The organism is Pseudomonas wadenswilerensis (genome assembly GCF_024749185.1).
Taxonomy (GTDB): domain Bacteria; phylum Pseudomonadota; class Gammaproteobacteria; order Pseudomonadales; family Pseudomonadaceae; genus Aquipseudomonas; species Aquipseudomonas wadenswilerensis.
Genome location: NZ_CP087191.1, coordinates 3,479,163 through 3,501,714, shown reverse-complemented (window position 1 = coordinate 3,501,714; position 22,552 = coordinate 3,479,163). Strand labels below are relative to the sequence as shown.

The window sequence follows — 22,552 nt, the reverse complement described above, 5'->3', positions numbered from 1 at the left end:
CTGGCGCTCCGACACTGCCTCACGGAACGAGCCGATGACCTTGCACATTCGCCCCGCCAGCCTGCAAGGCAATGTGGTGCGCAGCGTGTTTGTGGTGCCAGGGTTGCAGGGCACCGGCGTTGGCCGTGCGCTGATGCAGGCGATTGAAGATCTGGCCCGGCAAACGGGGCAGGCGCTGTTGCGAGTGCCGTCATCGATTACCGCAGAGGCGTTCTATGCCCGGTTGGGCTATGCCAAGGTCCGCGAGGTGATGGAGGGGGAGGAGCGGGTCATTGTCATGGAGCGCGTTTTCTAGGCTGCTGAATGTATGGCGCAATAGCGGTATTCGCAGCCGTTTGCACCCCTGGTGCTGCACGGGGGTACCTGGCATTTCTGTCAGGTGACGCTGCTCTTCTCGATCGATAGCATCAACAGTGCCGAGGTGTTTGGTTGCAGGCAGTCAGCAAAGGTTTCAGGCACCGGGCAACAACCACCCTGTAAATCGAATTTGTGCAGGAGCACAAGCTGATGAATACATCCAGAAAAGCAGTGTTGGTCTGCGCGTTGATCTTGATGACGTCGCCGCTGGCAGGCTGGGCCGATACCAAAGAGTACAGTTGTGAATACAGCAAGATGGAAGACAACCAGAGAAGGGATTTTGGATACGACTCTTATCAAGCATCCAGTGTCGAGGATGCCGAGAAGCAATCGCGGGCGGATCCATCCAATAAGTCAAAACAATCTGAAGACATCGAGCTTGAATGCAGGGTGAACGAAGAGGAGTAGCTGCGTTACCGCGTGCAGTGCCTGCAGAGGTCTTTGACGAGGCCGCTGTGGGTTCAGCACTTCTGGCCCGTCAGTTTTGCCACAGCCCGATCGCCAGGGACATGAGCGTAAAAGCGCGAAGGGCAGTGCGCTCAACGACGCGCAGCGGCAATCTGCCTGAGGTTTGCACAGATGCATTTGTGGGAGCTGGCTTGCCAGCGATGAGGCCAGTGCAGTCTGCACATGAAGTGTTGTCTGGATTACGACCGCTGCGCGCTCGATCGCGGGCAAGACCCGCTCCCACAGGATTGGCGCAGTACCTGTAGGAGCGGGCTTGCCCCGCGATGAGGCCATCCCAGACGGCATAGCACTTGACAGCCCACCCCCATCTCGTTTCCAATCCGCACCCTCAGATCCACCCCTCATTATTTAGGTGAAGCCAGTGCCCCACGCCAACCAACACGCCTGATGCCGACGACGGACGTTTAAGCCTGTTGGTGCCTGCCTGCGCACGCACTTTCACCTGCCCGCTGTCGTCGGTTTTCCCCCTTTTGGAGAAGACCCATGACACTCGATATCCGCGAGCTCGCGCAGCTCGACCTGTACAAGTACCCGCGCACCCCGCACCTGCAAAGTTCTCGCCTGCAAGCCGGCGATAGCGACCATGATCAGTTGCCCTACAGCCGTCTGAACGGTCAGTACCTGGTGGTCGAGGAAAAGCTCGACGGCGCCAATGCCGCGATCAGTTTTTCCGCCGCCGGCGAGCTGCTGTTGCAGTCGCGTGGCCATTACCTGGCCGGTGGCAGCCGCGAGCGTCAGTTCAGCCAGTTCAAGCAATGGGCGGCCTGTCACGAAGACTGGCTGCTCGAGCACCTGGAAGACCGCTACGTGCTGTTTGGCGAGGTGATGAGCAAGCGCCACAGCGTGTTCTACGACCAGTTGCCGCACCTGTTCTTCGAGTTCGATATCTGGGACCGCGCGGAGCAGGTGTTCCTCTCTACGGCGCGGCGCCAGCAGTTGCTCGCGGGTGGTCCGGTGCTGTCGGTGCCGGTGCTGTTCGAAGGCATCGCACCGCCACGGCTGAAGGACCTGCTGGCCCTGGTCGGCCATTCGCAGGCCAAGTCCCGGCGCTGGAAAGACGCCTTCGCCGAAGTCATCGCCCGTCAGCAACTGGACTTTGCCAAGGCCTGGAACCAGGGCGACCGCTCCGACCTGATGGAGGGCCTGTACCTGAAAATCGAAACCGCCGAGCACACCACCGGGCGGATCAAATGGGTGCGCCACGACTTCGTCCAGGCCATCCTCGAAGCTGATGAACACCACCTGCGCCAGCCGTACATCCCCAACCTGCTGGCCGCCGGTGTCGACCTGTATGCGCCCGAGCCCCAGGTCACCTGGGCCAGCCTGCAGGCCGCCGAACAAGGAGTTGAATGATATGGACATGAACACATTGCAAGGGCTGATGCCCAGCCCCGGCCGCGCGGTCGACTACCCGGCGCTGCTGGAGGCGATTCCGTCGCTGCGCGCCTTGGCGGCAACCCCCCAGGACCCGGTCTTCCACCAGGAAGGCGACGTCTGGACCCACACCATGATGGTGGTCGATGCCTTGCTCGCCGACCCGGTATACCAACGCGCCAACCCCGAGCAGCAGTTCGTGCTGTTCTACGCCGCAGTCCTGCACGACATCGCCAAGCCGTCGTGCACGGTGATCGATGAAATCACCGGCAAGATCGGCCAGCCCGGGCACTCACGCCGGGGAGCGGTGGATGCGCGAATCCTGCTGTGGCAGGCCGGTGTGCCGTTTGAGCTGCGCGAAACCATCTGCCGGATCATCAACGTGCACCAGTTGCCGTTCTTTGCCCTGGCCGGGGACAAGAGCGGGCGTTCGGCCGAGCAGATTCTCCATCGCCTGTCGTGGGAGGTGCCGGTGTGGATGCTCTGCGCAGTGGCCAGCGCCGACATGCAGGGCCGCGGCTTTGCCGGCAAGCAAGGGGTACTCGACGACATCGAAGTGTTCCGCCTGCTGGCCGAGGACGAGGGCTGCCTGGATCAACCCAAGGCCTTTGCCGACGACTACACCCGGCGCAGTTACTTTCGCGGGGCCTCGGTGCTGCCGCAGTACAGCCTGTACCGCGAAGTGCGGGGCTCGCAGGTGATCGTGCTGGCGGGGCTGCCGGCCAGCGGCAAGGACACCTGGGTCAACGAGCATGCGCCCAAGCTTGCCGTGGTGTCGTTCGACGATGCCCGCCAGGAGCTGGGCCTGAGCCACGGTGACAAGGGGCCGGTGGCGCAGTACGCGATCGACAAGGCCAAGGCCTTGCTGCGCCGCCGCGAACCTTTCGTGTGGAACAGCACGCACCTGTCGCAGCAGATGCGCAAGAAGACCCTCGACCTGCTCTACAGCTATGACGCCGACGTGCAGCTGGTGTACCTGGAACAAAGCGAGCGCGAGCTGATGCGCCGCAATGCCCGCCGGGACACCACGCTGCGCAACAAGGACATCGAACGCATGTATTTTCGCTGGGAAGTGCCGACGCCGGTGGAGGCGGATCGGGTCGAGTATCAGGTGTGAGGCAGCGGGCATCACTGCCCGCTGACGGTTCGGACTCAGGTGTTGTCCTTGATGGTCTTGCTGCTGCCGTTGCTCTTCACCGAAGCGATGCCCGCGTCGCGCGACTGCGTCGATGCGTACATCTGGCTAGTGCCGATGACCTGGTGATTGGCGGCCTTGAGGTTGAAGTGGAACTTGCCATTGCTGGCCTCTTTTTTCTCGTAGCGCTCGTCCACGCCACTGTTGGCCTGGACCGAGGCGATGCCGCTTTCGGCTGAGCCTTTGGCCTTGTACAACTCGCTGGTAAGAATGATTTCGCCATTACCCGCCTTGAGGACAAAGCGGTACTGACCGTCACTGCTGGTGTTCAACTCGAACCAACCTGCCATGGGAACTCCTTATTTCGCAGATAAGCCTGGGTAGGCTGCGGGCGTACTTGTCCGCAGTGACGACTCAGTATGGTGGGCTTTGTGCGCTTGTCCAACGGCGCTAAGATCAACGCCGCGCTGCCGCCGCTGTTGCAGGCCTTCAAGGCATACCGGTAACCCGCTTCAGGTACTGGACTCTGGCTTGCGTCTGCTTCAGCAGGCAATGGGTATGGATTGTAGCGAAGCCACTGCCGCCAACGGACTCGTACGTCTCTAACTCACAACTGGCATCACGAAAGGCAATCCAGGCGCGCTGGGCTTTTTTCAGCGCCAGGTCCTGGGTGGGTTGTCCGGGCGCCGAACCCTCCGCCTTGAAGCGTGCGACCAAGGCCTGATAGAGCTCATTCAATTGCCGATCGGATTTTTTCAACGACTGCTGCATGCATTCAAGCATCTGCGTTTCGGTGTTGGCGCCAGGGCACAGGTTGCTTGCCTGAACCGTGCTAGTCAGCGCCATGAATGCGCCGATGCAGGGGTAGATCAAACGATACATGGGGCGTCCTTGCTTTGATGTTTTACGGGTCACTGGTGTTGCGGCCATGAATCGCCAATCACCAGCCAGCAGGCCTTGGACTGCACATGCACATGTTTTTGTCGGGTGGGTTCGAAAGGTGTGTCCAGGGTGCCCAGCGCAACACTGATCCAGTCTGGATAATCGCCACTGGCATTGGCCCAGAACAAACTCGTCCCGCAGGCTGAACAAAAGCTGCGGCTGACGGTTGGCGATGACTTGAACACCCGCAATAGACGTTGCGGATCGCTGCAGCTCAAGGCCGAAGCAGGCACACTGCCATAGGTGGCAAAGGCTGCGCCATGGGCCTTGCGGCACTGGCTGCAATGGCAATGGGTGACGGCCTTGATCTGGGTGTCGATATGATAGCTGACGGCGCCGCACAGGCAGCTGCCGTGATAATCAATGGTCGTCAGCGCAGATTTGTCGTTGTTCATCCTTGGATCCCGGTAGAATCTCGCCCGCGATCATAAACCAAGGACAGGAACACCACGATGCGTGAGCGAAAATCAGCCCGGCTTTTGGTCATCAGCCCCTCCCGAAGCGTATTGCTGTTTCGCTTCGTCCATCGCAACGGCGCGCTGGCCGGCGACGATTACTGGGCAACACCGGGGGGCGGCGTGGAGGAGGGGGAAACCTTCGAGCAAGCCGCGATTCGTGAGCTACGCGAAGAAACCGGCATCCAGGTCGACGCCGTGGGCGCACCCTTGAACGAGCGCCGCTTCGCCATGCAGTTGCCCAGCGGCGAGTGGGTCACGTCGGTCGAGCAGTACTACCTGATCCAGGCGCAGGACCAGCAACTGTGCCGCCAGGGATGGACGCCTTCGGAGGTCGAGGTAATGGCCGATCATCGCTGGTGGTCGGCCGAGGAACTGCGGCAAACCACCGACACGGTGTGGCCGGAGCGGTTGATTGAAACCCTCGAATCAGCCGGCGTGTTCAGCGCCGCGCCAGCGCATGGCTGACGCATTGCTCGTAGTAGGTCTGCTTGATGGCCGCAGGCTTGAGGCGTGACTGGCTGTTGTAGGTCTGTTCGGTGATGCCCATGGCGGTCATGCGCATCCACGGCTTGCTGAATTTACGCACTTGCAGGCGTTTGCGCGCGGCGTACAGGGTCACCCCGGAGAGCTTCGACTGCTGGGCGCCGGCGGCAATGTCCGAACCCCAACTGCACATGTAGCGGTCATTGTTGCCCAGGGCCTTGGCCTGGGCGCCGAGCGGGAGTGCGACAAGAAAAAACGCTGCCAGGGTCAATCCATAAGCCCGCATAGCACCTACCTAACTCGCTGAAAAGAAAGCGAGTTTGCCTACGAAGCGGGTAGCAGGGGGCCAGCAATTTGCCTTATTTGCGCCTGAATTTCACAGCAGTTGTGTTTGTGATTTGCGGCCCAGCAACAGGCCTTCTGCGGCAACGGCGAAGGTGTTTCCCTGCAGCCAGAAGGCGTCGTGCACCTGGCTCATGAGGTAGCAGGCGCCCCGGCTGTCGACAAACAGCGCGCCATGGCCGTGGTGCACATCGCCGATGCACACCAGGGTGGTATTCAGTTTGTGTTGCATCGCCACGATGACTTTTTCGTCGTGCAGGCCGGGCTTGGGCCTGAACTCGATGTCGCCGGCGGCGCATTCTTCACCGGCGCCGCAGTGGCCGACGCACAGGCCATTGAACGCCCTGAGCAAGTCGTTGGCGGGGTGGCCTTTGGGCCCGATGTCCGCCTCTGGGGCAGTCACTTGGGCAGGCCAGCCGGCGGCAATGAACAGCGGGCGGATGGTTTCAGGTAGGTCTATGGGCATGTCTGCTCTCTGGTCGAATCCGTGCGAAGGGCTACATTAACACGGCAGTCGTCATTGATCCTTGAGGAGGGCGAGCCATGAGCAATGAGACTTTACCCGCTGCAGCCCACATCGCTGGCAAGCCAGCTCCCACAGGGTCGATGTACACAGGTTCATTGTGGGAGCTGGCTTGCCAGCGATCCAGCGCGCAGCGCTGGCAACATCAGGCTTGACCTCTACTTAGGTCGAGGTTTGATACTCGCCGCTCCCACCATTCGGAGCAGCACCATGACCGCAGCTTTCCACCTGTCCAACCCCGAAGGCCTCTACGACCCCAGTGCCAATGCCTACTCCCATGTCGCCGAGGTCGCCGCCAATGCCCGGCTGCTGTACATCGCCGGGCAGGGCGGGGAAGACCTCGAGGGCCGGCTGTCGAGCGATTTTGCCGAACAGGCGCGCCAGGCCCTGGCCAACCTGCAGATCGCCCTGGCGTCAAAAGGCGCAACCCTGGCCGATGTGTTCAAGCTGACCCTGCTGATCGTCGATCACGACGAAAGCAAGTTGCGCCTGTGGGGCGCCGAAGCCCAGCGCGCCTGGGGCGCCAACATGACCCCGACCTGCACGCTGATCCCGGTGCCGCGCCTGGCCCTGGATGGCATGCAGATCGAAATCGACGCGGTCGCCGCGCTGCCGGCCAGGTAACGCGTTTTAGCGATGGCATTGGCCCCGGCTTTTGTAAACAATAGCGCCCGCAAAACGCGCTGTTCGTTCACTTATCGAGATACCAATGCCGTCGATTTTTCCGCTGTATGAGGTCCTGTCATGAGTGACCTCACTGTCGAGCTCTTGCAAACCGGCCCCGAGCAGGCCGAGCTGATTCGCAACCTCTACCAGTTCTACGCCTACGAGTCTTCGGACTGGGAACAGGAAGACGTCGAGGTCGACGGCCGTTTCTACGTGCACGACGAGCACCTGCAACGCTACTGGCAAGAGCCGCAATGGAGCGCCAACCTGATCCTGGTCGACGGCTACATCGCCGGCTTTTTGCTGATCGAACGCAGCGAGCTGCCCGGGCTCGATGCCCTGGAGCTGGCCGACCTGTTCATCCTCAAGCGCTACCGGCGCAAGGGTATCGGCAGCGCCCTGGCCAGCCAGGTGCTGGCGAGCGGGCAGAACCAGTGGCTGGTGCGCTATTACGACCAGGACGAAACCGCTCACGCCTTCTGGCGCACGGTGCTCGACAACCTGCCGCGCCCGGTGCGTTCGATCGAACTGGACGACGAGCCGGAGTTGGTTAGCTTCCTGGTGACGCGGGCGTTGCACTGAGCTGGCACGAACGTTTCATGGCGAGATCAGACACAGCGAACGGCGCGCTCAGGCAAATCCGCCGTCAAGCAGCACAGGTAAGGTGACGCCAGCAGTCAATGCCATGCGTTCCGATCACAAGAGAATAAATATAATGATCAGCCTGGGCTCCAAGGATTCGAGCGGTCAGTTGGCGCAGGGTTTCAAGCCACGCCATGTCACCATGCTTTCCATCGCCGGCATCATTGGCGCCGGCCTGTTCGTCGGCTCCGGGCATGCAATTGCCGCCGCCGGACCCGCGGCAATCCTGGCCTATGTGCTGTCGGGCCTGCTGGTGATCCTGGTGATGCGCATGCTCGGCGAGATGGCCGTGGCCAACCCCGACACCGGTTCGTTTTCGACCTACGCCGACCAGGCCATCGGGCCCTGGGCCGGTTTTACCATCGGCTGGATGTACTGGTGGTTCTGGGTGCTGGTGATCCCCATCGAAGCCCTGGCCGCCGGGCATGTGCTGAACACCTGGATGCCCATGGTCGATGCCTGGCTGTTTGCCCTGTTGTCGATCATCGCCCTGGCTGCGACCAACCTGTTCAGCGTGTCCAAGTACGGTGAGTTCGAGTTCTGGTTCGCCATGTTCAAGGTCGTGGCAATCATCGCCTTCATCTCCCTTGGCGCTGCGGTGCTGATGGGCTGGGTGCCGGAACGCGAGGTCAGCGGCCTGGGCCATTTGCTCGAAACCCATGGTGGCTTTGCGCCCAACGGCGTGTCGGCGGTGGTCGGTGCCTTCATTACCGTGATGTTCAGCTTTATCGGCACCGAGGCGGTGACCATTGCCGCCGCCGAATCCCAGAGCCCGGCGAAGAACATCGCCAGGGCCACCCGCTCGGTAATCTGGCGCATCGGCGTGTTCTACCTGCTGTCGATTGCCGTGATCATTTCCATCGTGCCCTGGAACGACCCGCAGCTGGCCTCGGTGGGCTCTTACCAGCGGGCCCTGGAACTGATGAACATTCCCCACGCCAAGCTGATGATGGATGTGGTGGTGCTGGTAGCGGTGGCCAGCTGCATGAACTCCTCGATCTACATTGCCTCGCGCATGCTGTTTTCCCTCGGCAAGCGCGGTGAGGCGCCCCGGCAGGTCAAGCTGACCTCGGCGGTCGGCGTGCCGCGCGCCGCAGTCATCGCCAGCACCGTGCTGGGCGCGGTGATCACCGTGGTCAGCTACTTTGCCCCGGCCGGCCTGTTCCAGTTCCTGCTCGCCAGCTCCGGTGCCATTGCCTTGCTGGTGTACCTGGTGATTGCCGTGTCGCAGTTGCGCATGCGCCGGATGCTGCTCAAGCAGAAGGTCGAGCTGACCTTTCGCATGTGGCTGTTCCCCTGGCTGACCTACCTGGTCATCGCCTTCATCAGCGCCGCCCTTGGGGTCATGCTGGTGACCCCGGAGCACCGCGCCGAGGTCACCACCACCATCGGCCTGGCGCTGGTGATTTCCTTCATTGGCATCATCACCACCCGCCAGCATGGCCAGCCGGCCAAGGTGCCGTCGGTGGGCTGATGCGTTTATCGCGGCGCACGGCGAGGCGACGCACCGCCGCTCCCACGGCTGCGCGGCGGGATATCCAGGGTTGCCAGTGGATTGGTAAGCCGCTGTGGTGTTTCGCCGGTCAACTGGCACAGCAGCCCGATCAGCGCATCGCCATCCACCGTTCCCCGGTCTCGCAGCAGTTCGGCGACCGTGCGCAACGCAGGCCAGTAGTGGCGCACCAGGTTGTGGCAGCGCATCAGTGCAATCGACTCGGCATCAAGCACTTGGCGCGGAGGGAGCAGGGCGATCAGCTCGCAGGCCCGGCGCCGGTCACCGGCACCGCTGGTGGTGAGAAAGCGATTATCCGGACCGTGCCGGTAAACCGCTTCGGCCACGGGGCCGGCGAAGCAGTTGAGCAGATCGCGTTCGATCAGCTCGATCATCGACGGCAGGTACTCGGCGATGCCCGGCGGCTCGAAGGCGGGCAGAGGCACCAGGTAGTCCGCTTCGACCAGGCCCTTGACCGGCTGCAGGTTGCCGCGCAAATCGACCATCGGCCCGATCAGCGCTTCGGCCCGGGTGCGCACCGTCACCCGCCTGATCGCCAGGCCGTTCCACCAGAAGGCCAGGGCATGGCCGGCTTCGTGGAAGGCGGTGCGACGCGGACGGCTGTGCATGATCTGAACCTCAGGGGGAGGCGGCTACACCTACGATCTGCTCCATCCCTGGGGTTGGTATAAGAGATTATGGCTATCAGCGGGTAATACTGCGTCTATTTGCTGACTACCGGGGCCGGGACTAGCCTTTATGATGCGCTGGCATGTGCCGGCCGGACCTGATGTGGAGATAACTAAAACGCTGGACTCAAAGGTAGCTCACCCATGTCTACTGAATCGAAATGCCCGTTCAGTCATGCCGCTGGCGGTGGTACGACGAACCGCGACTGGTGGCCGAACCAACTGAACCTGAAGATCCTGCACCAGCACTCGCCGCAGTCCGATCCCCAAGGCGATGGCTTCAACTATGCCGAAGCATTCAAAAGCCTGAACTTTCAAGCCCTCAAGCAAGACCTGCAAGCGCTGATGACCGATTCCCAGGACTGGTGGCCGGCGGATTTCGGCCATTACGGGCCGCTGTTCATCCGCATGGCCTGGCACAGCGCCGGCACTTACCGCACCGGTGATGGGCGGGGTGGCGCAGGTTCCGGTCAACAACGTTTCGCCCCGCTCAACAGCTGGCCCGACAACGTCAGCCTGGACAAGGCCCGGCGGCTGCTGTGGCCAATCAAGCAGAAGTATGGCCGGAGCATTTCCTGGGCCGACCTGATCGTGCTCACCGGCAACGTGGCGCTGGAATCCATGGGCTTCAAGACCTTCGGCTTTTCCGGCGGTCGCCCGGATGTCTGGGAGCCGGATGAAGACGTGTACTGGGGCTCGGAAAACAAGTGGCTGGGTGGCGATACCCGTTACGGCAAGGGCCCTCAGCCGATGCAGGAGCCTGGCGAAGGCACCCTGGTGGCCGAGCCCGAGCAGCATGGCAACGAAGAAAGCCGCACCGACCAGGGGCGCAACCTGGAAACCCCGCTGGCCGCAGTGCAAATGGGCCTGATCTACGTGAACCCGGAAGGCCCGGAAGGCAACCCCGACCCGGTCGCCGCCGCCAAGGACATCCGCGAAACTTTCGCGCGCATGGCCATGAACGATGAAGAAACCGTGGCGCTGATCGCTGGCGGCCATGCCTTCGGCAAAACCCATGGCGCCGGCCCCGCCGACAACGTTGGCCCCGAGCCTGAAGCCGCCGGCCTGGAGGAGCAGGGCCTGGGCTGGCGCAACAGCTTCGGTAGCGGCAAGGGCGCCGACACCATCACCAGCGGCCTGGAAGTGACCTGGACCACCACGCCGACCCGCTGGAGCAACAATTACCTCGAAAACCTCTTCGGCTTCGAATGGGAACTGACCAAGAGCCCGGCCGGGGCCAATCAGTGGACGCCGAAAAACGGCGCCGGCGCCGGGATCATTCCCGATGCCCACGACCCGGCCAAACGCCGCAACCCGACCATGCTCACCACTGACCTGTCGCTGCGCTTCGACCCGATCTACGAGAAGATCTCCCGGCGCTTCCTGGAAAACCCCGAGCAATTGAGCGACGCCTTCGCCCGTGCCTGGTTCAAGCTGATCCACCGCGACATGGGGCCGCTGTCGCGCTACCTGGGCCCGGAAATGCCCAGCGAAGAACTGCTCTGGCAAGACCCGATCCCGGAGGTCAATCACCCCCTGGTCGACGACAGCGACGTTACCGCACTGAAGGCCAAGCTACTGGCCTCGGGGCTGTCGGTGGCCGATCTGGTGTCTACCGCCTGGGCGGCGGCGTCGACCTTCCGCGGCTCCGACAAGCGCGGTGGCGCCAACGGTGGGCGCCTGCGCCTGGCGCCGCAGAAGTTCTGGCAAGCCAACCAGCCCGAGCAACTGGCCAAGGTGCTGAGCACCCTGGAAGGCATCCAGAACGACTTCAACGGTGCCCAGGGCGGTGGCAAGAAAATCTCCCTGGCCGACCTGATCGTGCTGGCGGGCAGTGCGGCGGTTGAACAGGCCGCGAAAAACGCCGGGGTCAACATTGCCGTGCCGTTTACCCCTGGGCGAATGGATGCCTCCCAGGAGCAGACCGACGTCGAGTCGTTCGGCTTCCTGGAGCCGGTTGCCGATGGTTTCCGTAACTACCTGAAGAACAGCTATCGGGTACCAGCCGAGGCCCTGTTGATCGACAAGGCGCAACTGCTGACCCTGAGCGCCCCGGAAATGACCGTGCTGGTGGGCGGCCTGCGGGTGCTGGGGGCCAATGGCGGGCAGAGCAAGCACGGCGTCTTCACCCAACAGCCGGGCACGCTGAGCAACGACTTCTTCGTCAACTTGCTGGACATGGGCGTGGAGTGGAAACCGGTATCGGCGGCCAACGAGGCGTTCGAAGGGCGTGACCGCAAGACCGGTGCGGTGAAGTGGACCGGCACCCGGGTTGACCTGGTGTTTGGCTCCAACTCGCAGCTGCGGGCGCTGTCGGAGTTCTATGCCAGCGCCGACGCCAAGGAGCAGTTCGTCACGGATTTCGTTGCTGCGTGGACGAAAGTGATGAACCTGGATCGGTTTGACCTCAAGTGAGTTGAGGCGGGGAGGGGCACCGCTCCCACAGGTATAGCGCCGAACCTGTGGGAGCTGGCCTTGCCAGCGATCGAGCGCGCAGCGGTCGTAATCCAGACACCACCTGATGTGCTGGCTGTACCGGCCTCATCGCTGGCAAGCCAGCTTGTGTCTTGAGGTAGGAATAGAATCAGAAGTGAGAGCGGTGAATGGCAAGCTGTACGCCAGTAGTGCTTAAAGCACGTGTGGGAGCAAAGCTGCCATTCACCTCTCCACTCTGGCCCGAGCCCGAACAGTTGATTGAGCGCCTCTCGAATCACAAGCGTGGGCCAAGCCAGAGCGCTCTCACAACTGAGTGTAAGAGGGTTCAGCCATGTTGTCTTCTGTTGGAATCGACACTGCCAAAGCCACTTTGGAAATCTGCATCAAACCTCAGAAAATCCGCTTCGAAGTGGCCAACAACTCCGCAGGCTTCGAGGCGTTGCTTGAGCGTCTGAAGGACTTCAATATCAGTCGAGTGCTGATCGAAGCGACAGGCGGCTACGAGAAAGATGTGTTGATCGCCCTGGCCTCAGCAGGACTGGAAACCATCTGCATCAACCCAGCCCGTGCCCGAAAATTCGCCGATGCCATGGGTAAAAAAGCCAAAACCGACAAGATCGACGCCGAAGTCCTTGCGGACTTCGCTGCACACCTCAGCGCCCCTCAAGGCCAACCGGTCAGCCCTGAACGCGAAGAGCTGCGAGAGCTGGTGAAGCAGCGCGCCCAATTTGTGCAGAGCCGTGATGACGACAAGCGGCGTCGCCAGCAATGTCGCTCGGCAACAGTGATGGCCCACTTCGATGAGCATATAGAGCAGCTGAAAGTGCTGATCAAACGCCTCGACGAAGAAATTGATCAGGCGATGGTGCAACTGGACGATACCAGGGCGCGTCAGTTATTGGCAGTGACCGGAATCGGTCGAGTAACCGCCGCAAATCTGCTCGCCTCACTGCCTGAACTGGGGCAGTTGGACCGCCGTCAGATCGCCGCTCTGGTGGGCGTAGCGCCTTACAACAACGATAGTGGTAGCCATCGAGGGCACCGCCAGATATGGGGTGGTCGGGCCCATGTAAGGCGAGTGCTGTACATGTCGAGCTGGATCATCATCCGTCACAACACAGAATTTAAAGCACGCTACGAAGCACTTCGGGCACGTGGCAAGTGCGCCAAGGTGGCACTCGTAGCTTGCATGCGGGTGCTGATCGTCAGGCTGAATGCAATGCTGCGGGACAATACCCCTTGGCGAGAGCAAACAGCCTGATCAAGACAGTTGCTCCCACAATGGATTTGTGTACGCCGAACCTGTGGGAGCTGGCCTTGCCAGCGATCGAGCGCGCAGCGGTCGCAATCCAGGCGACACCTGAAGTGCTGGCTGTACCGGCCTCATCGCTGGCAAGCCAGCTCCCACAATGGATTTGTGTACGCCGAACCTGTGGGAGCTGGCCTTGCCAGCGATCGAGCGCGCAGCGGTCGCAATCCAGGCGACACCTGAAGTGCTGGCTGTACTGGCCTCATCGCTGGCAAGCTGAACTGGCCTAATGATTTTGGACACCTTCGTCGGGCGCTATTATGGCGCCCAATTGGAGGCAAAATCAGTGCGAAAATCTTACTCGAACGAATTCAAAATCAAAGCTGCCGAGATGGTGCTGGACGATGGTGAGTCAGTCCCTGATGTCTGCGAGAGCCTTGGTCTAGGGCGGACCGCGCTTCGTCGCTGGGTCGAGCAACTGCGCCAGGAACGAGAAGGTCAAACACCGGTCGGCGCGAAGGCCATTACTCCAGAGCAGCAGCGAATCCAGGAGCTGGAAGCGCTAGTCCGGCAAAAGGACCGGGATATCGAAATCCTAAAAAAGGCCAGTGCTCTCCTGCTTCGGGACTCCAAGGATCGTTCTCGCTGATCAACGAACTGAGTGAGCAATTTGGTGTTTTCGACTGCTGTCGCGTCCTTGGAGTTCGGCGCAGCAGTTTCTACGCATGGCGAAAACGCCAGGGACGAAAGGATCCGGTCAGAGAGGATCTGCGTTCAACGATGGTCAGCCTTTTCAAGGCCTCTCGTAGCTCTGCTGGGTCGCGAACGCTGGTTCGGGAATTGCGTCGTGCTGGCCATAAAGCCGGGCGATACAAGGTACGTATGCTGATGAAGGAAGCCGGTCTGCAATGCAAGCAACGCAGGCCGCATCGTTACCGATCATCGGGCACAGAAGCATTGATCGCGAGTAACCAGCTCAAGCGAAACTTCAACGTCTCGACGGTCAACCAGGTGTGGTGCGGCGATGTCACCTACATCCAGGTAGGCAAGCGTTGGCTGTACTTGGCGGCTGTGATCGACTTGTATGCTCGCCGAGTGGTGGGCTGGGCTTTCTCAATGATCGCCGATGCCCGGCTTGCCTGCGAGGCGCTACGAATGGCGGCCGAATCTAGAGGTAGACCGGCTGGAGTGATGTTCCACTCGGATCAGGGTTGTCAGTACACCAGCCATAAATTCAGGGCTGCTCTTGAGGAGTACGGTCTGGAACAGAGCATGAGTCACCGAGGCCAGTGCTGGGATAACGCCGTCATGGAGCGCTTCTTCGGTGCATTGAAGTCTGAGTGGATACCAGCAGAGGGTTACGAAACCGAAGCGCAAGCACAGTTAGACATCCAGGCTTATCTGATGCGTTACAACCTTAAGCGTCTCCACAGCTACAACGGCTATGAAACCCCGGTAGCCATGGAGAAAAAGCTCAAGGTTGCGGTATGAACCTAAACCGGTGTCCAAAATCTGTTGACCAGTTCAAGCCAGCTCCCACAGTGGATTTGTGTACGCCGAACCTGTGGGAGCTGGCCTTGCCAGCGATCGAGCGCGCAGCGGTCGTAATCCAGGCGACACCTGATGTGCTGGCTGTACCGGCCTCATCGCTGGCAAGCCAGCTCCCACAATGGATTTGTGTACGCCGAACCTGTGGGAGCTGGCCTTGCCAGCGATCGAGCGCGCAGCGGTCGTAATCCAGACACCACCTGATGTGCTGGCTGTACCGGCCTCATCGCTGGCAAGGCCAGCTCCCACAGCGGTCGCAATCCAGGCGACACAGGCACAAGCGTTCTAGCGCTGCGCCAGCCAGTAGTCATGCAACGCCCGCGCCGCCGGGGCAATCGCCACTACCCGCTGACGGTGCAAGGTCACGTCCAGATCCGCCGGCAGCTCGAATTCATCCTGCTCGGCCCACCCGGTAATCACCTGCAACGCCTGCGCCTGTGGCGCCGGTAGCGCAGGCCAGTTGGCGATGGCCATGCCGCGCAGGTAACCAAAGCACCATTCCTCCGCCAGCGGCAGTGGCTGGCCCAGGTGTTCAGTCTGCTCCAGACGAGGCGCAAACGCCTGTGGCGCCTCAACCAGCTGGGTCGCCAGGCTGTTCAAATGACGGGCACACAGCTCGACAAAGCGCTGGCACTCCTGCGCGCTTTGCCATTCCGGGTTCTGGCCACCCCAGATGGCCGGGAACCACTCGCTGATGTCCACCTGCACCGGGCTCGAAACCAGCGCGGTGAAATAACCGTCGAGCTCCGAGGCGTTGAGCACCGAATGGTCATCGCCGTACCTCTGCAAGGTGGCTTCGAGGAACTCGAAGTCGGCGGCGGCAAGTGGCAGGTCGTGCATGGGAATCTCCTTGGCAGGTCAGGCGCGCAGGCAAAAGGCGGGGAGGATGGCGCTTTGTGCCACTTTTATCCAGCCCCAGCTCATCGCTGGCCTCGCCCAGGGCCGCTCGCATCAGTTGGCTGCCCACCGCCAGGACCAGGCGGTGGCCGACGGTTTTAGCCTGGGCATCGTACGGTCTGCAGGTCCAACTGCCACGCCGCCGTCCACAACGCCGTTTATTCACCCATGGGCGTCAGCTGGCTCAACTGCTCGGCGCTGGGAAAACCGAGGGTGCGAAAGCGTGGTGGATAGAGCTCGCCGTCTTTAGTCAGCAGCTCGCCCAGCAGCGACTCGACCTCATGCCAGGCAACCACCCGGGTGTGTGCCGAACCGTCCGCCTGAGGCTGGACCAGGATCACCCGGTCGGTTTTCGGCAACGAGGTGAACACGCCCTCGGTCCAGGCCGCTATCGAAAAGCTGCCGCCGGGGTGGTCGGCATCGCTGTAGAGCCTGTGGGTGGCGACGAAGATGTCCTCCGGATGGGCTTCGTGGATCTTGTCGAGAAACTCTTTCTGCGAGCTATAGATGCCGTGGCGCAACAGGCGCTGCAAGTCGCCGAGGCGCGCTTGCAGGTGCGCATCCTGCACCTGGAACGGGACGATCCGGCGGTCGTGATAGGTGTAGATCTGGCTGGACTGCGCACGGCCGTTCTCCAGAGCGTGGAAGCTCAGCTCGACCATCTGGCGCAAGCCTTCGTCATCTTTGTCACCAGTGACCATCAACACATCACGACTGGGCATCATGAACACCGGCTGGCCCAAAACCGGCGCGCGCTGCAGCACGTCGGGCAGCAGCACCCGGCTGGTGTCGTAGCCGTCCTTCCAGGCGCCCTGGTACAAACCGGGCAGGATCGGTTCGAAGGCATCGGGGCTGGCGTCGCGCAGGTTGTCGAGAGCGATTGCCAATGCTTGCTCAAGGGTAATGCCCCAATCCTTTGGCGGGCCCATGGTCTGGGTCGAGGTGGTGTCGGGGTGATCGACTGCCAGCAAGGTCGCGCAATCCTCCGAGAGCGGTTGCCAGGCCAGCGGGCAGGGCGAGTCCCAGCCTTCGCTGCGCACATGGTGCAGGCGGATCTCTTCGAGCATGGCCAGGTTGCGGATCACCGGCCGCAGCAGCGGGCGAACCTGCTCCAGGGTCTGTGCTGCACTGGTGTTGCGGGTGTCGATCAGGGCGCGCAGGTAACTGTTGAGCACGTCGGCTTTGCGCGATTTGTCGGCGTTCAGGTAGTCGCGGTAGGCGTTGTGCAGGTTGAAGTAGCCGCTGTCGCCGTAGTGCAGGCGAAATTCATCTGCCAGGTACTCGAGAGGCTCGCCATAACCACCTGTGCGAGCGGCCTTGATGAAGGTCCGGGCAAACTCATCCTCGGTAGGTGTGCGCTTGAAGAGCCTGTCGAAAAGTGCCCTGAACATGTGCGAAATCCTCCGTGAGCGTGAACTGTGCATGATGCTTGTTGCGTCGGGAGGGGTAAAGCTGAACATGCCGAACTCTGGTGGCTTAAACCTTACGCCATTGCAGGGTTGAATACTGGCGCAAGCAAAATGCACTTACTGGCATTTAGTTATTACTTGTGGCACGCTTGTGTTCGGTGATTACGGTCGTGCTGTTGCATTGGAATACTCCGCGTTTGAACAATGGCTCCAGATTTGCCCGTGGGTCGTGATTTGATTGTTGTTGGATGTTGGAGTCTGTGTGCGTTTAATTCCCAAGCGTTTTTTGATTCTGGCTTTTCTCGGGACGGCCATCCTTACGTTTGTCCTGACTCGCGGTTGTGCCCAAGGTTGGTGGTTGCCGTGTTTTTCAAGTTATCTGTGTGGCGCGAATCAGTTTTTTATCGAAGAGGCTTTGAATACGAAAGTTGCCGCCACAATACTTATTGTCTGCATGTTGCCAGGGTTGGGCATTACTGCGTTGCTGTATGGCATTAACAAGCGGGACCCGAAACATTTTGCGCAGTGTCGAGCTGTATTGCGGGCTAATAAGGACTTTTCATTCGGCATGCTCTTTCCGCTGAGCAAAGCAAAAGTGTTGGGTAAGGCCACCTATGCGTTGCTTTCTCTCTTCTGGCTCTTTGAGTGGTTGTCGGCCAAGGCCGGGACGGCCGTGACAGGTGTTGTACTTGGCGTCGCATTGGACTTGCATTTCTTTGGAAGCAAGGACTACGCCTTGGTGCTCGGATGTTTTGGTATTGCTTATGTGGTCGCTCTTCTGCCTCAGTATGTCTATTGGCGTGCTACTCGTTGAACCGTACTGTCTTCTGACGCGAAGTCACCCCGCTAGATCGCGCTTGGGCTGATTGTGCAGCCTCGCACTTGGCTCAATGCACCGCTGCCCACTGGGCCCCCGTTCCTCTGTGGGCATTTTTGGTGCTAAATAGGCCGCTCAGGTAATTCGTCCAGACCCTGCCGCGTCATGCCGTGCAATGAGAACAACTATGACAACCCATCTTGAAATTCGTGAAGTCCCTGTGCTCCAGACCCCTTGTGATGGAAGCCTTCATCCAGTCACCCATCAACAGTCGGCGGTAGCAGCATGATCGAAGTCACAGAGGTTTCCATTGCCCAGCTGCGCGCTGCGCTCGAGTCCGGCCAGACCACCGCGGTTGAACTGGTCCAGGCCTATCTGGCGCGCATCGACGCCTACGACGGCCCGAATACCGCCACCAAGCTCAACGCCGTGGTGGTGCGCAACCTCGAAGCCCTGAAAGAAGCACAAGCTAGCGACGAACGCCGCGCCAAGGGCCAGACCCTCGGCCCGCTCGACGGCATTCCTTACACCGCCAAGGACAGCTACCTGGTCAAGGGCCTGACTGCCGCCTCCGGCAGCCCGGCCTTCGCTGACCTTGTGGCCTACCGCGACGCCTTCACCGTTGAACGCCTGCGCGCTGCCGGCGCCATCTGCCTGGGCAAGACCAATATGCCGCCGATGGCCAACGGCGGCATGCAGCGCGGTGTCTATGGCCGCGCCGAAAGCCCGTACAACGCCGATTACCTGACCGCACCGTTCGCCTCCGGCTCGTCCAACGGTGCCGGTACCGCCACCGCCGCCAGCTTCGCGGCCTTCGGCCTGGCGGAAGAAACCTGGTCGAGTGGTCGTGGCCCGGCGTCGAACAACGGCCTGTGCGCCTACACGCCGTCGCGCGGGGTCATCTCGGTGCGCGGCAACTGGCCGCTGACGCCGACCATGGACGTGGTGGTGCCCTTTGCGCGGACCATGGCCGATCTGCTGGAAGTGCTCGACATCGTCGTCGCCGAAGACCCGGACAAACGCGGCGACCTGTGGCGCCTGCAGCCCTGGGTGCCAATCCCCAGCGTCGACTCGGTGCGCCCGGCGTCCTATCACGAGCTGGCGGCCGATGCCGAAGCGCTCAAGGGCAAGCGTTTCGGCGTGCCGCGCATGTACATCAACGCCGACCCTGAAGCCGGCACCAGCGAAGCCCCCGGCATCGGTGGCCCGACCGGGCAGCGGATCAACACCCGAGCGTCGGTGATCGCCCTGTGGGAGCAGGCGCGCAAGGCGCTGGAAGCGGCCGGCGCCGAAGTGATCGAAGTCGACTTCCCGCTGGTGTCCAACTGCGAGGGCGACCGCCCGGGCGCGCCGACCGTGTTCAACCGCGGCCTGGTGTCCAAGGAATTCCTCCACCATGAACTATGGGACCTGACCGCCTGGGCCTTCGATGATTTCCTCCAGGCCAACGGCGACCCCAAACTCAACCGCCTGGTCGACGTCGACGGGCCGAAGATTTTCCCGCATGATCCGGGCACGCTGCCCAACCGCGAAGGCGACCTGGCCGCTGGTATGGACGAGTACGTGCGCATGGCCGAGCGCGGCATCACCCCGTGGGACCAGATCAGCACCGTGCCGGATGGCCTGCGCGGCCTGGAACAGACCCGCCGCGTTGACCTTGAAGACTGGATGGATGCGCTCAAGCTCGACGTGGTGATCTTCCCGACCGTCGCCGACGTTGGCCCGGCCAACGCCGATGTCGACCCGGCGTCCGCCGACATTGCCTGGAGCAACGGCGTGTGGGTGGCCAACGGCAACCTGGCGATCCGTCACCTGGGCGTGCCGACGGTGACCGTGCCGATGGGCGTGATGGCCGATATCGGCATGCCGGTGGGCTTGACCTTTGCCGGTCGCGCCTACGACGATTCGTCGTTGCTGCGCCTGGCGGCTGCATTCGAGTCGACCGGGTCCAAGCGCCTGGTGCCACCGCGTACGCCAGCGCTGGCCAGCGGCAAGTAACAAAAAGGGGCGGGCGACCGCCCTTTTTATTTCCCCAGACACGAGATACCCATGGCTAACCAAGACATCAGCTTCATCCCCGACCCGGACGCCGACTCGATCTCCTCCGACGTTGCCGGTTTCGGTGGCATCCTGGTCTCGACCCAGATCCCCACCCGTGCCGACGGCAGCCTGGAACTGGGTGACATCACTGCCCAGAGCGAGTGCACCCTGCAGGCGCTGAAAGTCGCCCTGGAGCGCGCCGGCAGCTCCATGGACCGGGTATTGCACCTGACCATCTACCTCACCGACATGGCCGAGCGGGCTGCTTTCAACGAGGTGTACCAGCGCTTCTTCGCCAAGCCCTGGCCGGTACGCGCCGCGGTTGGCGTGGCTTCGCTGGCGGTGGAAGGCATGCGTGTGGAAGTGACGGCGATGGCGGCCAAGGCCTGAGTTGTTGCGGTGGCTGGGCTGGCCTCATCGCGGGTCAAGCCCGCTCCTACAGGTCTTGCGCCCGCCGAACCTGTGGGAGCTGGCTTGCCAGCGATTGGCCTACACAGGCCACCGGGCAGGCTACGGGTGCCGATCGGGCGTTTCGCCGCTACAATGCGCGCCTCGACCGTGACAGCCTGACTAAAAAAACATGTCCCTGCCCAAGCATCACCTGGAATTGCTCAGCCCCGCCCGCGATGTCGCCATCGCCCGCGAGGCCATCCTGCATGGCGCCGACGCCGTGTACCTCGGCGGCCCGAGCTTTGGCGCCCGCCATAACGCCTGCAACGAAGTCAGCGATATCGCCCAACTGGTGGAATTCGCCCGTCGCTACCACGCCCGGGTGTTCACCACCATCAACACCATCCTCCACGACAACGAGCTGGAGCCGGCGCGCAAGCTGATCCACGAACTGTACGATGCCGGCGTCGACGCGCTGATCGTCCAGGACCTGGGGGTGATGGAACTGGACATCCCGCCGATCGAGCTGCACGCCAGCACCCAGACCGACATCCGTACCCTGGCCCGGGCCAAGTTCCTCGACCAGGCCGGCTTTTCCCAGCTGGTGCTGGCCCGTGAGCTGAACCTGCAGGAAATCCGTGCCATCGCCGACGAAACCGAAGCGGCGATCGAGTTCTTCATCCACGGCGCGCTGTGCGTGGCCTTCTCCGGCCAGTGCAACATCTCCCACGCCCAGACCGGCCGCAGCGCCAACCGTGGCGACTGCTCCCAGGCCTGCCGTCTGCCGTACACCCTCAAGGACGAAAAGGGCGGGGTGATCGCCTACGAAAAGCACCTGCTGTCGATGAAGGACAACAACCAGAGCGCCAACATTCGCGCCCTGGTCGAAGCCGGCGTGCGCTCGTTCAAGATCGAAGGGCGCTACAAGGACATGGGCTATGTGAAGAACATCACCGCCTACTACCGCCAGCGCCTGGACGCCGTGCTCGAAGACCGCCCGGACCTGGCCCGCGCCTCCAGCGGGCGCACCGCGCACTTCTTCCTGCCCGACCCGGACAAGACCTTCCACCGCGGCAGCACCGACTACTTTGTCAGCGAGCGCAAGATCGACATCGGCGCCTTCGACTCGCCGACCTTCACCGGCCTGCCGGTGGGCGTGGTCGAGAAAGTCGGCAAGCGCGACCTGCAGGTGGTCACCCATGAGCCGCTGTCCAACGGCGACGGCCTCAATGTGCTGGTCAAGCGCGAAGTGGTGGGGTTCCGTGCCAACATCGCCGAGGCCAAAGGCGAGTTCGATGAAGACGGCGAGAAGCGCTACCGCTACCGTGTCGAACCCAACGAGATGCCCAAGGGCATGCACCAGCTGCGGCCCAACCATCCGCTGAGCCGCAACCTCGACCACAACTGGCAGCAGGCCCTGCAGAAGACTTCGGCCGAGCGCCGTATCGGCCTGGCTTGGGTCGCCAAGCTGGACGAACAGCGTCTGGCCCTGACCGCCACCAGCGAGGAGGGCATCAGTGCCAGCGTCGCCCTGGACGGCCCGTTCGGCCTGGCCAACAAGCCGGAGCAGGCGCTGGAGCAACTGCGCGACCTGCTCGGCCAGCTGGGGACCACCGAGTATCACGCCACCGCCGTTCAGCTCGATGCACCGCAGGCGTACTTCATCCCCAATTCGCAGCTCAAGGCGCTGCGCCGCGAGGTCATCGAAGCACTGACTGCAGCGCGTATCCAGGCCCACCCGCGTGGCGGCCGCAAGGCCGAGACCAACCCGCCGCCGGTGTACCCGGAGTCGCACCTGTCGTTCCTGGCCAACGTCTACAACCAGAAGGCCCGCGACTTCTATCACCGTCACGGGGTCAAGCTGATCGACGCCGCCTACGAGGCCCACGAAGAGGCGGGCGAAGTGCCGGTGATGATCACCAAGCACTGCCTGCGTTTCTCCTTCAACCTGTGCCCCAAGCAGGCCAAGGGCGTCACCGGCGTGCGCACCAAGGTGGCGCCGATGCAGCTGATTCACGGCGATGAAGTGCTGACCCTGAAGTTCGACTGCAAGCCGTGCGAGATGCACGTGATCGGCAAGATGAAAGGCCACATTCTTGGCCTGCCGCAACCGGGCAGCGTGCAGCAGGTGGTCGGGCATATCAGCCCTGAAGACCTGCTCAAGACCATCCCCCGCGCACCGCACTGAGTGAGGC

23 protein-coding genes are annotated in these 22,552 nt (G+C 62.0%); 15 read left to right on the top strand and 8 right to left on the bottom strand.

What is annotated here, in order from left to right; genetic code table 11:
* The first annotated feature begins 34 nt into the window (after positions 1–34).
* The 4 genes from LOY45_RS16015 (at position 35) to LOY45_RS16000 (ending at position 3,316) form a co-directional block, all read left to right on the top strand.
* Positions 35–295, top strand: a complete 261-nt coding sequence (locus LOY45_RS16015) for a GNAT family N-acetyltransferase (protein ID WP_258577993.1) — start codon at positions 35–37, stop codon at positions 293–295.
* Positions 296–507: 212 nt separating this feature from the next.
* Positions 508–765, top strand: a complete 258-nt coding sequence (locus LOY45_RS16010) for a hypothetical protein (protein WP_233673706.1) — start codon at positions 508–510, stop codon at positions 763–765.
* A 543-nt stretch (positions 766–1,308) separates the two neighbouring features.
* A complete protein-coding gene (locus LOY45_RS16005; protein WP_115087089.1) occupies positions 1,309–2,178 on the top strand; it encodes an RNA ligase family protein in 870 nt (289 codons plus the stop codon).
* A 1-nt stretch (position 2,179) separates the two neighbouring features.
* Complete coding sequence (locus tag LOY45_RS16000) at positions 2,180–3,316, top strand: AAA family ATPase (protein ID WP_115087088.1); 1,137 nt, start codon at positions 2,180–2,182, stop codon at positions 3,314–3,316.
* A gap of 35 nt (positions 3,317–3,351) precedes the next feature.
* Here the strand turns inward: LOY45_RS16000 and LOY45_RS15995 are convergent, their stop codons facing one another.
* The 3 genes from LOY45_RS15995 to LOY45_RS15985 form a co-directional block, all read right to left on the bottom strand.
* Entirely contained in the window at positions 3,352–3,684 is a 333-nt protein-coding gene (locus tag LOY45_RS15995; RefSeq protein WP_115087087.1) for a YegP family protein, read from the bottom strand.
* Between the two features lie 139 nt (positions 3,685–3,823).
* A complete protein-coding gene (locus LOY45_RS15990; RefSeq protein WP_166675675.1) occupies positions 3,824–4,216 on the bottom strand; it encodes a lysozyme inhibitor LprI family protein in 393 nt (130 codons plus the stop codon).
* A 29-nt stretch (positions 4,217–4,245) separates the two neighbouring features.
* A complete protein-coding gene (locus LOY45_RS15985) occupies positions 4,246–4,671 on the bottom strand; it encodes a GFA family protein (RefSeq protein ID WP_115087085.1) in 426 nt (141 codons plus the stop codon).
* Positions 4,672–4,728: 57 nt separating this feature from the next.
* Here LOY45_RS15985 and LOY45_RS15980 point away from each other — a divergent pair, with 57 nt between their 5' ends.
* Positions 4,729–5,199 carry an NUDIX hydrolase gene (locus LOY45_RS15980; RefSeq protein ID WP_115087084.1) on the top strand — a complete coding sequence of 157 codons (471 nt, stop codon included), beginning with the start codon at positions 4,729–4,731 and terminating at the stop codon, positions 5,197–5,199.
* Here the strand turns inward: LOY45_RS15980 and LOY45_RS15975 are convergent.
* Entirely contained in the window at positions 5,174–5,503 is a 330-nt protein-coding gene (locus LOY45_RS15975; protein ID WP_115087083.1) for a hypothetical protein, read from the bottom strand. The genes LOY45_RS15980 and LOY45_RS15975 overlap by 26 nt on opposite strands.
* A 90-nt stretch (positions 5,504–5,593) precedes the next feature.
* On the bottom strand, positions 5,594–6,025 hold the full coding sequence (locus LOY45_RS15970) for an SUKH-3 domain-containing protein (RefSeq protein ID WP_115087082.1): 432 nt from the start codon (positions 6,023–6,025) through the stop codon (positions 5,594–5,596).
* A gap of 267 nt (positions 6,026–6,292) precedes the next feature.
* On the opposite strand from LOY45_RS15970, the gene LOY45_RS15965 reads away from it, so the two are divergent.
* From LOY45_RS15965 to gabP, 3 genes are all read left to right on the top strand, one after another.
* Positions 6,293–6,706: a RidA family protein gene (locus LOY45_RS15965; RefSeq protein ID WP_115087081.1), complete on the top strand. Its 414-nt coding sequence runs from the start codon at positions 6,293–6,295 to the stop codon at positions 6,704–6,706.
* Positions 6,707–6,826: 120 nt separating this feature from the next.
* Positions 6,827–7,330 carry a GNAT family N-acetyltransferase gene (locus LOY45_RS15960; protein ID WP_258577992.1) on the top strand — a complete coding sequence of 168 codons (504 nt, stop codon included), beginning with the start codon at positions 6,827–6,829 and terminating at the stop codon, positions 7,328–7,330.
* 133 nt (positions 7,331–7,463) lie between these two features.
* A complete protein-coding gene (gene gabP / locus LOY45_RS15955) occupies positions 7,464–8,864 on the top strand; it encodes a GABA permease (protein WP_115087079.1) in 1,401 nt (466 codons plus the stop codon).
* A gap of 5 nt (positions 8,865–8,869) precedes the next feature.
* Here the strand turns inward: gabP and LOY45_RS15950 are convergent, their stop codons facing one another.
* A complete protein-coding gene (locus tag LOY45_RS15950; RefSeq protein WP_258577991.1) occupies positions 8,870–9,511 on the bottom strand; it encodes a M41 family metallopeptidase in 642 nt (213 codons plus the stop codon).
* Between the two features lie 204 nt (positions 9,512–9,715).
* On the opposite strand from LOY45_RS15950, the gene katG reads away from it, so the two are divergent.
* The 3 genes from katG to LOY45_RS15935 all read left to right on the top strand — a co-directional run bounded on the left by katG (position 9,716) and on the right by LOY45_RS15935 (position 14,747).
* Entirely contained in the window at positions 9,716–11,986 is a 2,271-nt protein-coding gene (katG, locus tag LOY45_RS15945; protein ID WP_233673699.1) for a catalase/peroxidase HPI, read from the top strand.
* A gap of 352 nt (positions 11,987–12,338) precedes the next feature.
* Positions 12,339–13,268, top strand: a complete 930-nt coding sequence (locus LOY45_RS15940) for an IS110 family RNA-guided transposase (RefSeq protein ID WP_115085006.1) — start codon at positions 12,339–12,341, stop codon at positions 13,266–13,268.
* A 379-nt stretch (positions 13,269–13,647) separates the two neighbouring features.
* A protein-coding gene (locus LOY45_RS15935; protein WP_476705459.1) for an IS3 family transposase occupies positions 13,648–14,747 on the top strand; the annotation gives its coding sequence in 2 pieces (ribosomal slippage) (positions 13,648–13,852 and positions 13,852–14,747; 1,101 coding nt in all).
* A gap of 342 nt (positions 14,748–15,089) precedes the next feature.
* On the opposite strand, the gene LOY45_RS15930 is transcribed toward LOY45_RS15935, so the two are convergent.
* Both LOY45_RS15930 and LOY45_RS15925 read right to left on the bottom strand, forming a co-directional pair.
* Positions 15,090–15,644, bottom strand: a complete 555-nt coding sequence (locus LOY45_RS15930; RefSeq protein ID WP_115087076.1) for a UPF0149 family protein — start codon at positions 15,642–15,644, stop codon at positions 15,090–15,092.
* A gap of 215 nt (positions 15,645–15,859) precedes the next feature.
* Complete coding sequence (locus LOY45_RS15925; RefSeq protein WP_115087075.1) at positions 15,860–17,092, bottom strand: DUF1444 domain-containing protein; 1,233 nt, start codon at positions 17,090–17,092, stop codon at positions 15,860–15,862.
* A 280-nt stretch (positions 17,093–17,372) separates the two neighbouring features.
* On the opposite strand from LOY45_RS15925, the gene LOY45_RS15920 reads away from it, so the two are divergent.
* The 4 genes from LOY45_RS15920 (at position 17,373) to LOY45_RS15905 (ending at position 22,545) form a co-directional block, all read left to right on the top strand.
* Entirely contained in the window at positions 17,373–17,924 is a 552-nt protein-coding gene (locus tag LOY45_RS15920; RefSeq protein ID WP_233673697.1) for a hypothetical protein, read from the top strand.
* Positions 17,925–18,212: 288 nt separating this feature from the next.
* Positions 18,213–19,925: an amidase gene (locus LOY45_RS15915; protein WP_258577989.1), complete on the top strand. Its 1,713-nt coding sequence runs from the start codon at positions 18,213–18,215 to the stop codon at positions 19,923–19,925.
* A 51-nt stretch (positions 19,926–19,976) separates the two neighbouring features.
* Complete coding sequence (locus LOY45_RS15910) at positions 19,977–20,357, top strand: RidA family protein (protein WP_115087072.1); 381 nt, start codon at positions 19,977–19,979, stop codon at positions 20,355–20,357.
* Positions 20,358–20,547: 190 nt separating this feature from the next.
* Positions 20,548–22,545 carry a peptidase U32 family protein gene (locus LOY45_RS15905; RefSeq protein WP_115087071.1) on the top strand — a complete coding sequence of 666 codons (1,998 nt, stop codon included), beginning with the start codon at positions 20,548–20,550 and terminating at the stop codon, positions 22,543–22,545.
* Positions 22,546–22,552: the final 7 nt, after the last annotated feature.

Bases quoted from the DNA above. Each gene is read 5' to 3' on its own strand.
- LOY45_RS15985 (WP_115087085.1), bottom strand. From the start codon at position 4,671: ATGAACAACGACAAATCTGCGCTGACGACCATTGATTATCACGGCAGC.
- LOY45_RS16005 (WP_115087089.1), top strand. From the start codon at position 1,309: ATGACACTCGATATCCGCGAGCTCGCGCAGCTCGACCTGTACAAGTAC.
- LOY45_RS15950 (WP_258577991.1), bottom strand. From the start codon at position 9,511: ATGCACAGCCGTCCGCGTCGCACCGCCTTCCACGAAGCCGGCCATGCC.
- LOY45_RS15905 (WP_115087071.1), top strand. From the start codon at position 20,548: ATGTCCCTGCCCAAGCATCACCTGGAATTGCTCAGCCCCGCCCGCGAT.
- LOY45_RS15980 (WP_115087084.1), top strand. From the start codon at position 4,729: ATGCGTGAGCGAAAATCAGCCCGGCTTTTGGTCATCAGCCCCTCCCGA.
- LOY45_RS15995 (WP_115087087.1), bottom strand. From the start codon at position 3,684: ATGGCAGGTTGGTTCGAGTTGAACACCAGCAGTGACGGTCAGTACCGC.
- katG (WP_233673699.1), top strand. From the start codon at position 9,716: ATGTCTACTGAATCGAAATGCCCGTTCAGTCATGCCGCTGGCGGTGGT.
- LOY45_RS15960 (WP_258577992.1), top strand. From the start codon at position 6,827: ATGAGTGACCTCACTGTCGAGCTCTTGCAAACCGGCCCCGAGCAGGCC.
- LOY45_RS15930 (WP_115087076.1), bottom strand. From the start codon at position 15,644: ATGCACGACCTGCCACTTGCCGCCGCCGACTTCGAGTTCCTCGAAGCC.
- LOY45_RS16015 (WP_258577993.1), top strand. From the start codon at position 35: ATGACCTTGCACATTCGCCCCGCCAGCCTGCAAGGCAATGTGGTGCGC.
- LOY45_RS15975 (WP_115087083.1), bottom strand. From the start codon at position 5,503: ATGCGGGCTTATGGATTGACCCTGGCAGCGTTTTTTCTTGTCGCACTC.
- LOY45_RS15915 (WP_258577989.1), top strand. From the start codon at position 18,213: ATGATCGAAGTCACAGAGGTTTCCATTGCCCAGCTGCGCGCTGCGCTC.
- LOY45_RS16010 (WP_233673706.1), top strand. From the start codon at position 508: ATGAATACATCCAGAAAAGCAGTGTTGGTCTGCGCGTTGATCTTGATG.
- LOY45_RS15925 (WP_115087075.1), bottom strand. From the start codon at position 17,092: ATGTTCAGGGCACTTTTCGACAGGCTCTTCAAGCGCACACCTACCGAG.
- LOY45_RS15990 (WP_166675675.1), bottom strand. From the start codon at position 4,216: ATGTATCGTTTGATCTACCCCTGCATCGGCGCATTCATGGCGCTGACT.
- LOY45_RS15940 (WP_115085006.1), top strand. From the start codon at position 12,339: ATGTTGTCTTCTGTTGGAATCGACACTGCCAAAGCCACTTTGGAAATC.
- gabP (WP_115087079.1), top strand. From the start codon at position 7,464: ATGATCAGCCTGGGCTCCAAGGATTCGAGCGGTCAGTTGGCGCAGGGT.
- LOY45_RS15970 (WP_115087082.1), bottom strand. From the start codon at position 6,025: ATGCCCATAGACCTACCTGAAACCATCCGCCCGCTGTTCATTGCCGCC.
- LOY45_RS15910 (WP_115087072.1), top strand. From the start codon at position 19,977: ATGGCTAACCAAGACATCAGCTTCATCCCCGACCCGGACGCCGACTCG.
- LOY45_RS15965 (WP_115087081.1), top strand. From the start codon at position 6,293: ATGACCGCAGCTTTCCACCTGTCCAACCCCGAAGGCCTCTACGACCCC.
- LOY45_RS16000 (WP_115087088.1), top strand. From the start codon at position 2,180: ATGGACATGAACACATTGCAAGGGCTGATGCCCAGCCCCGGCCGCGCG.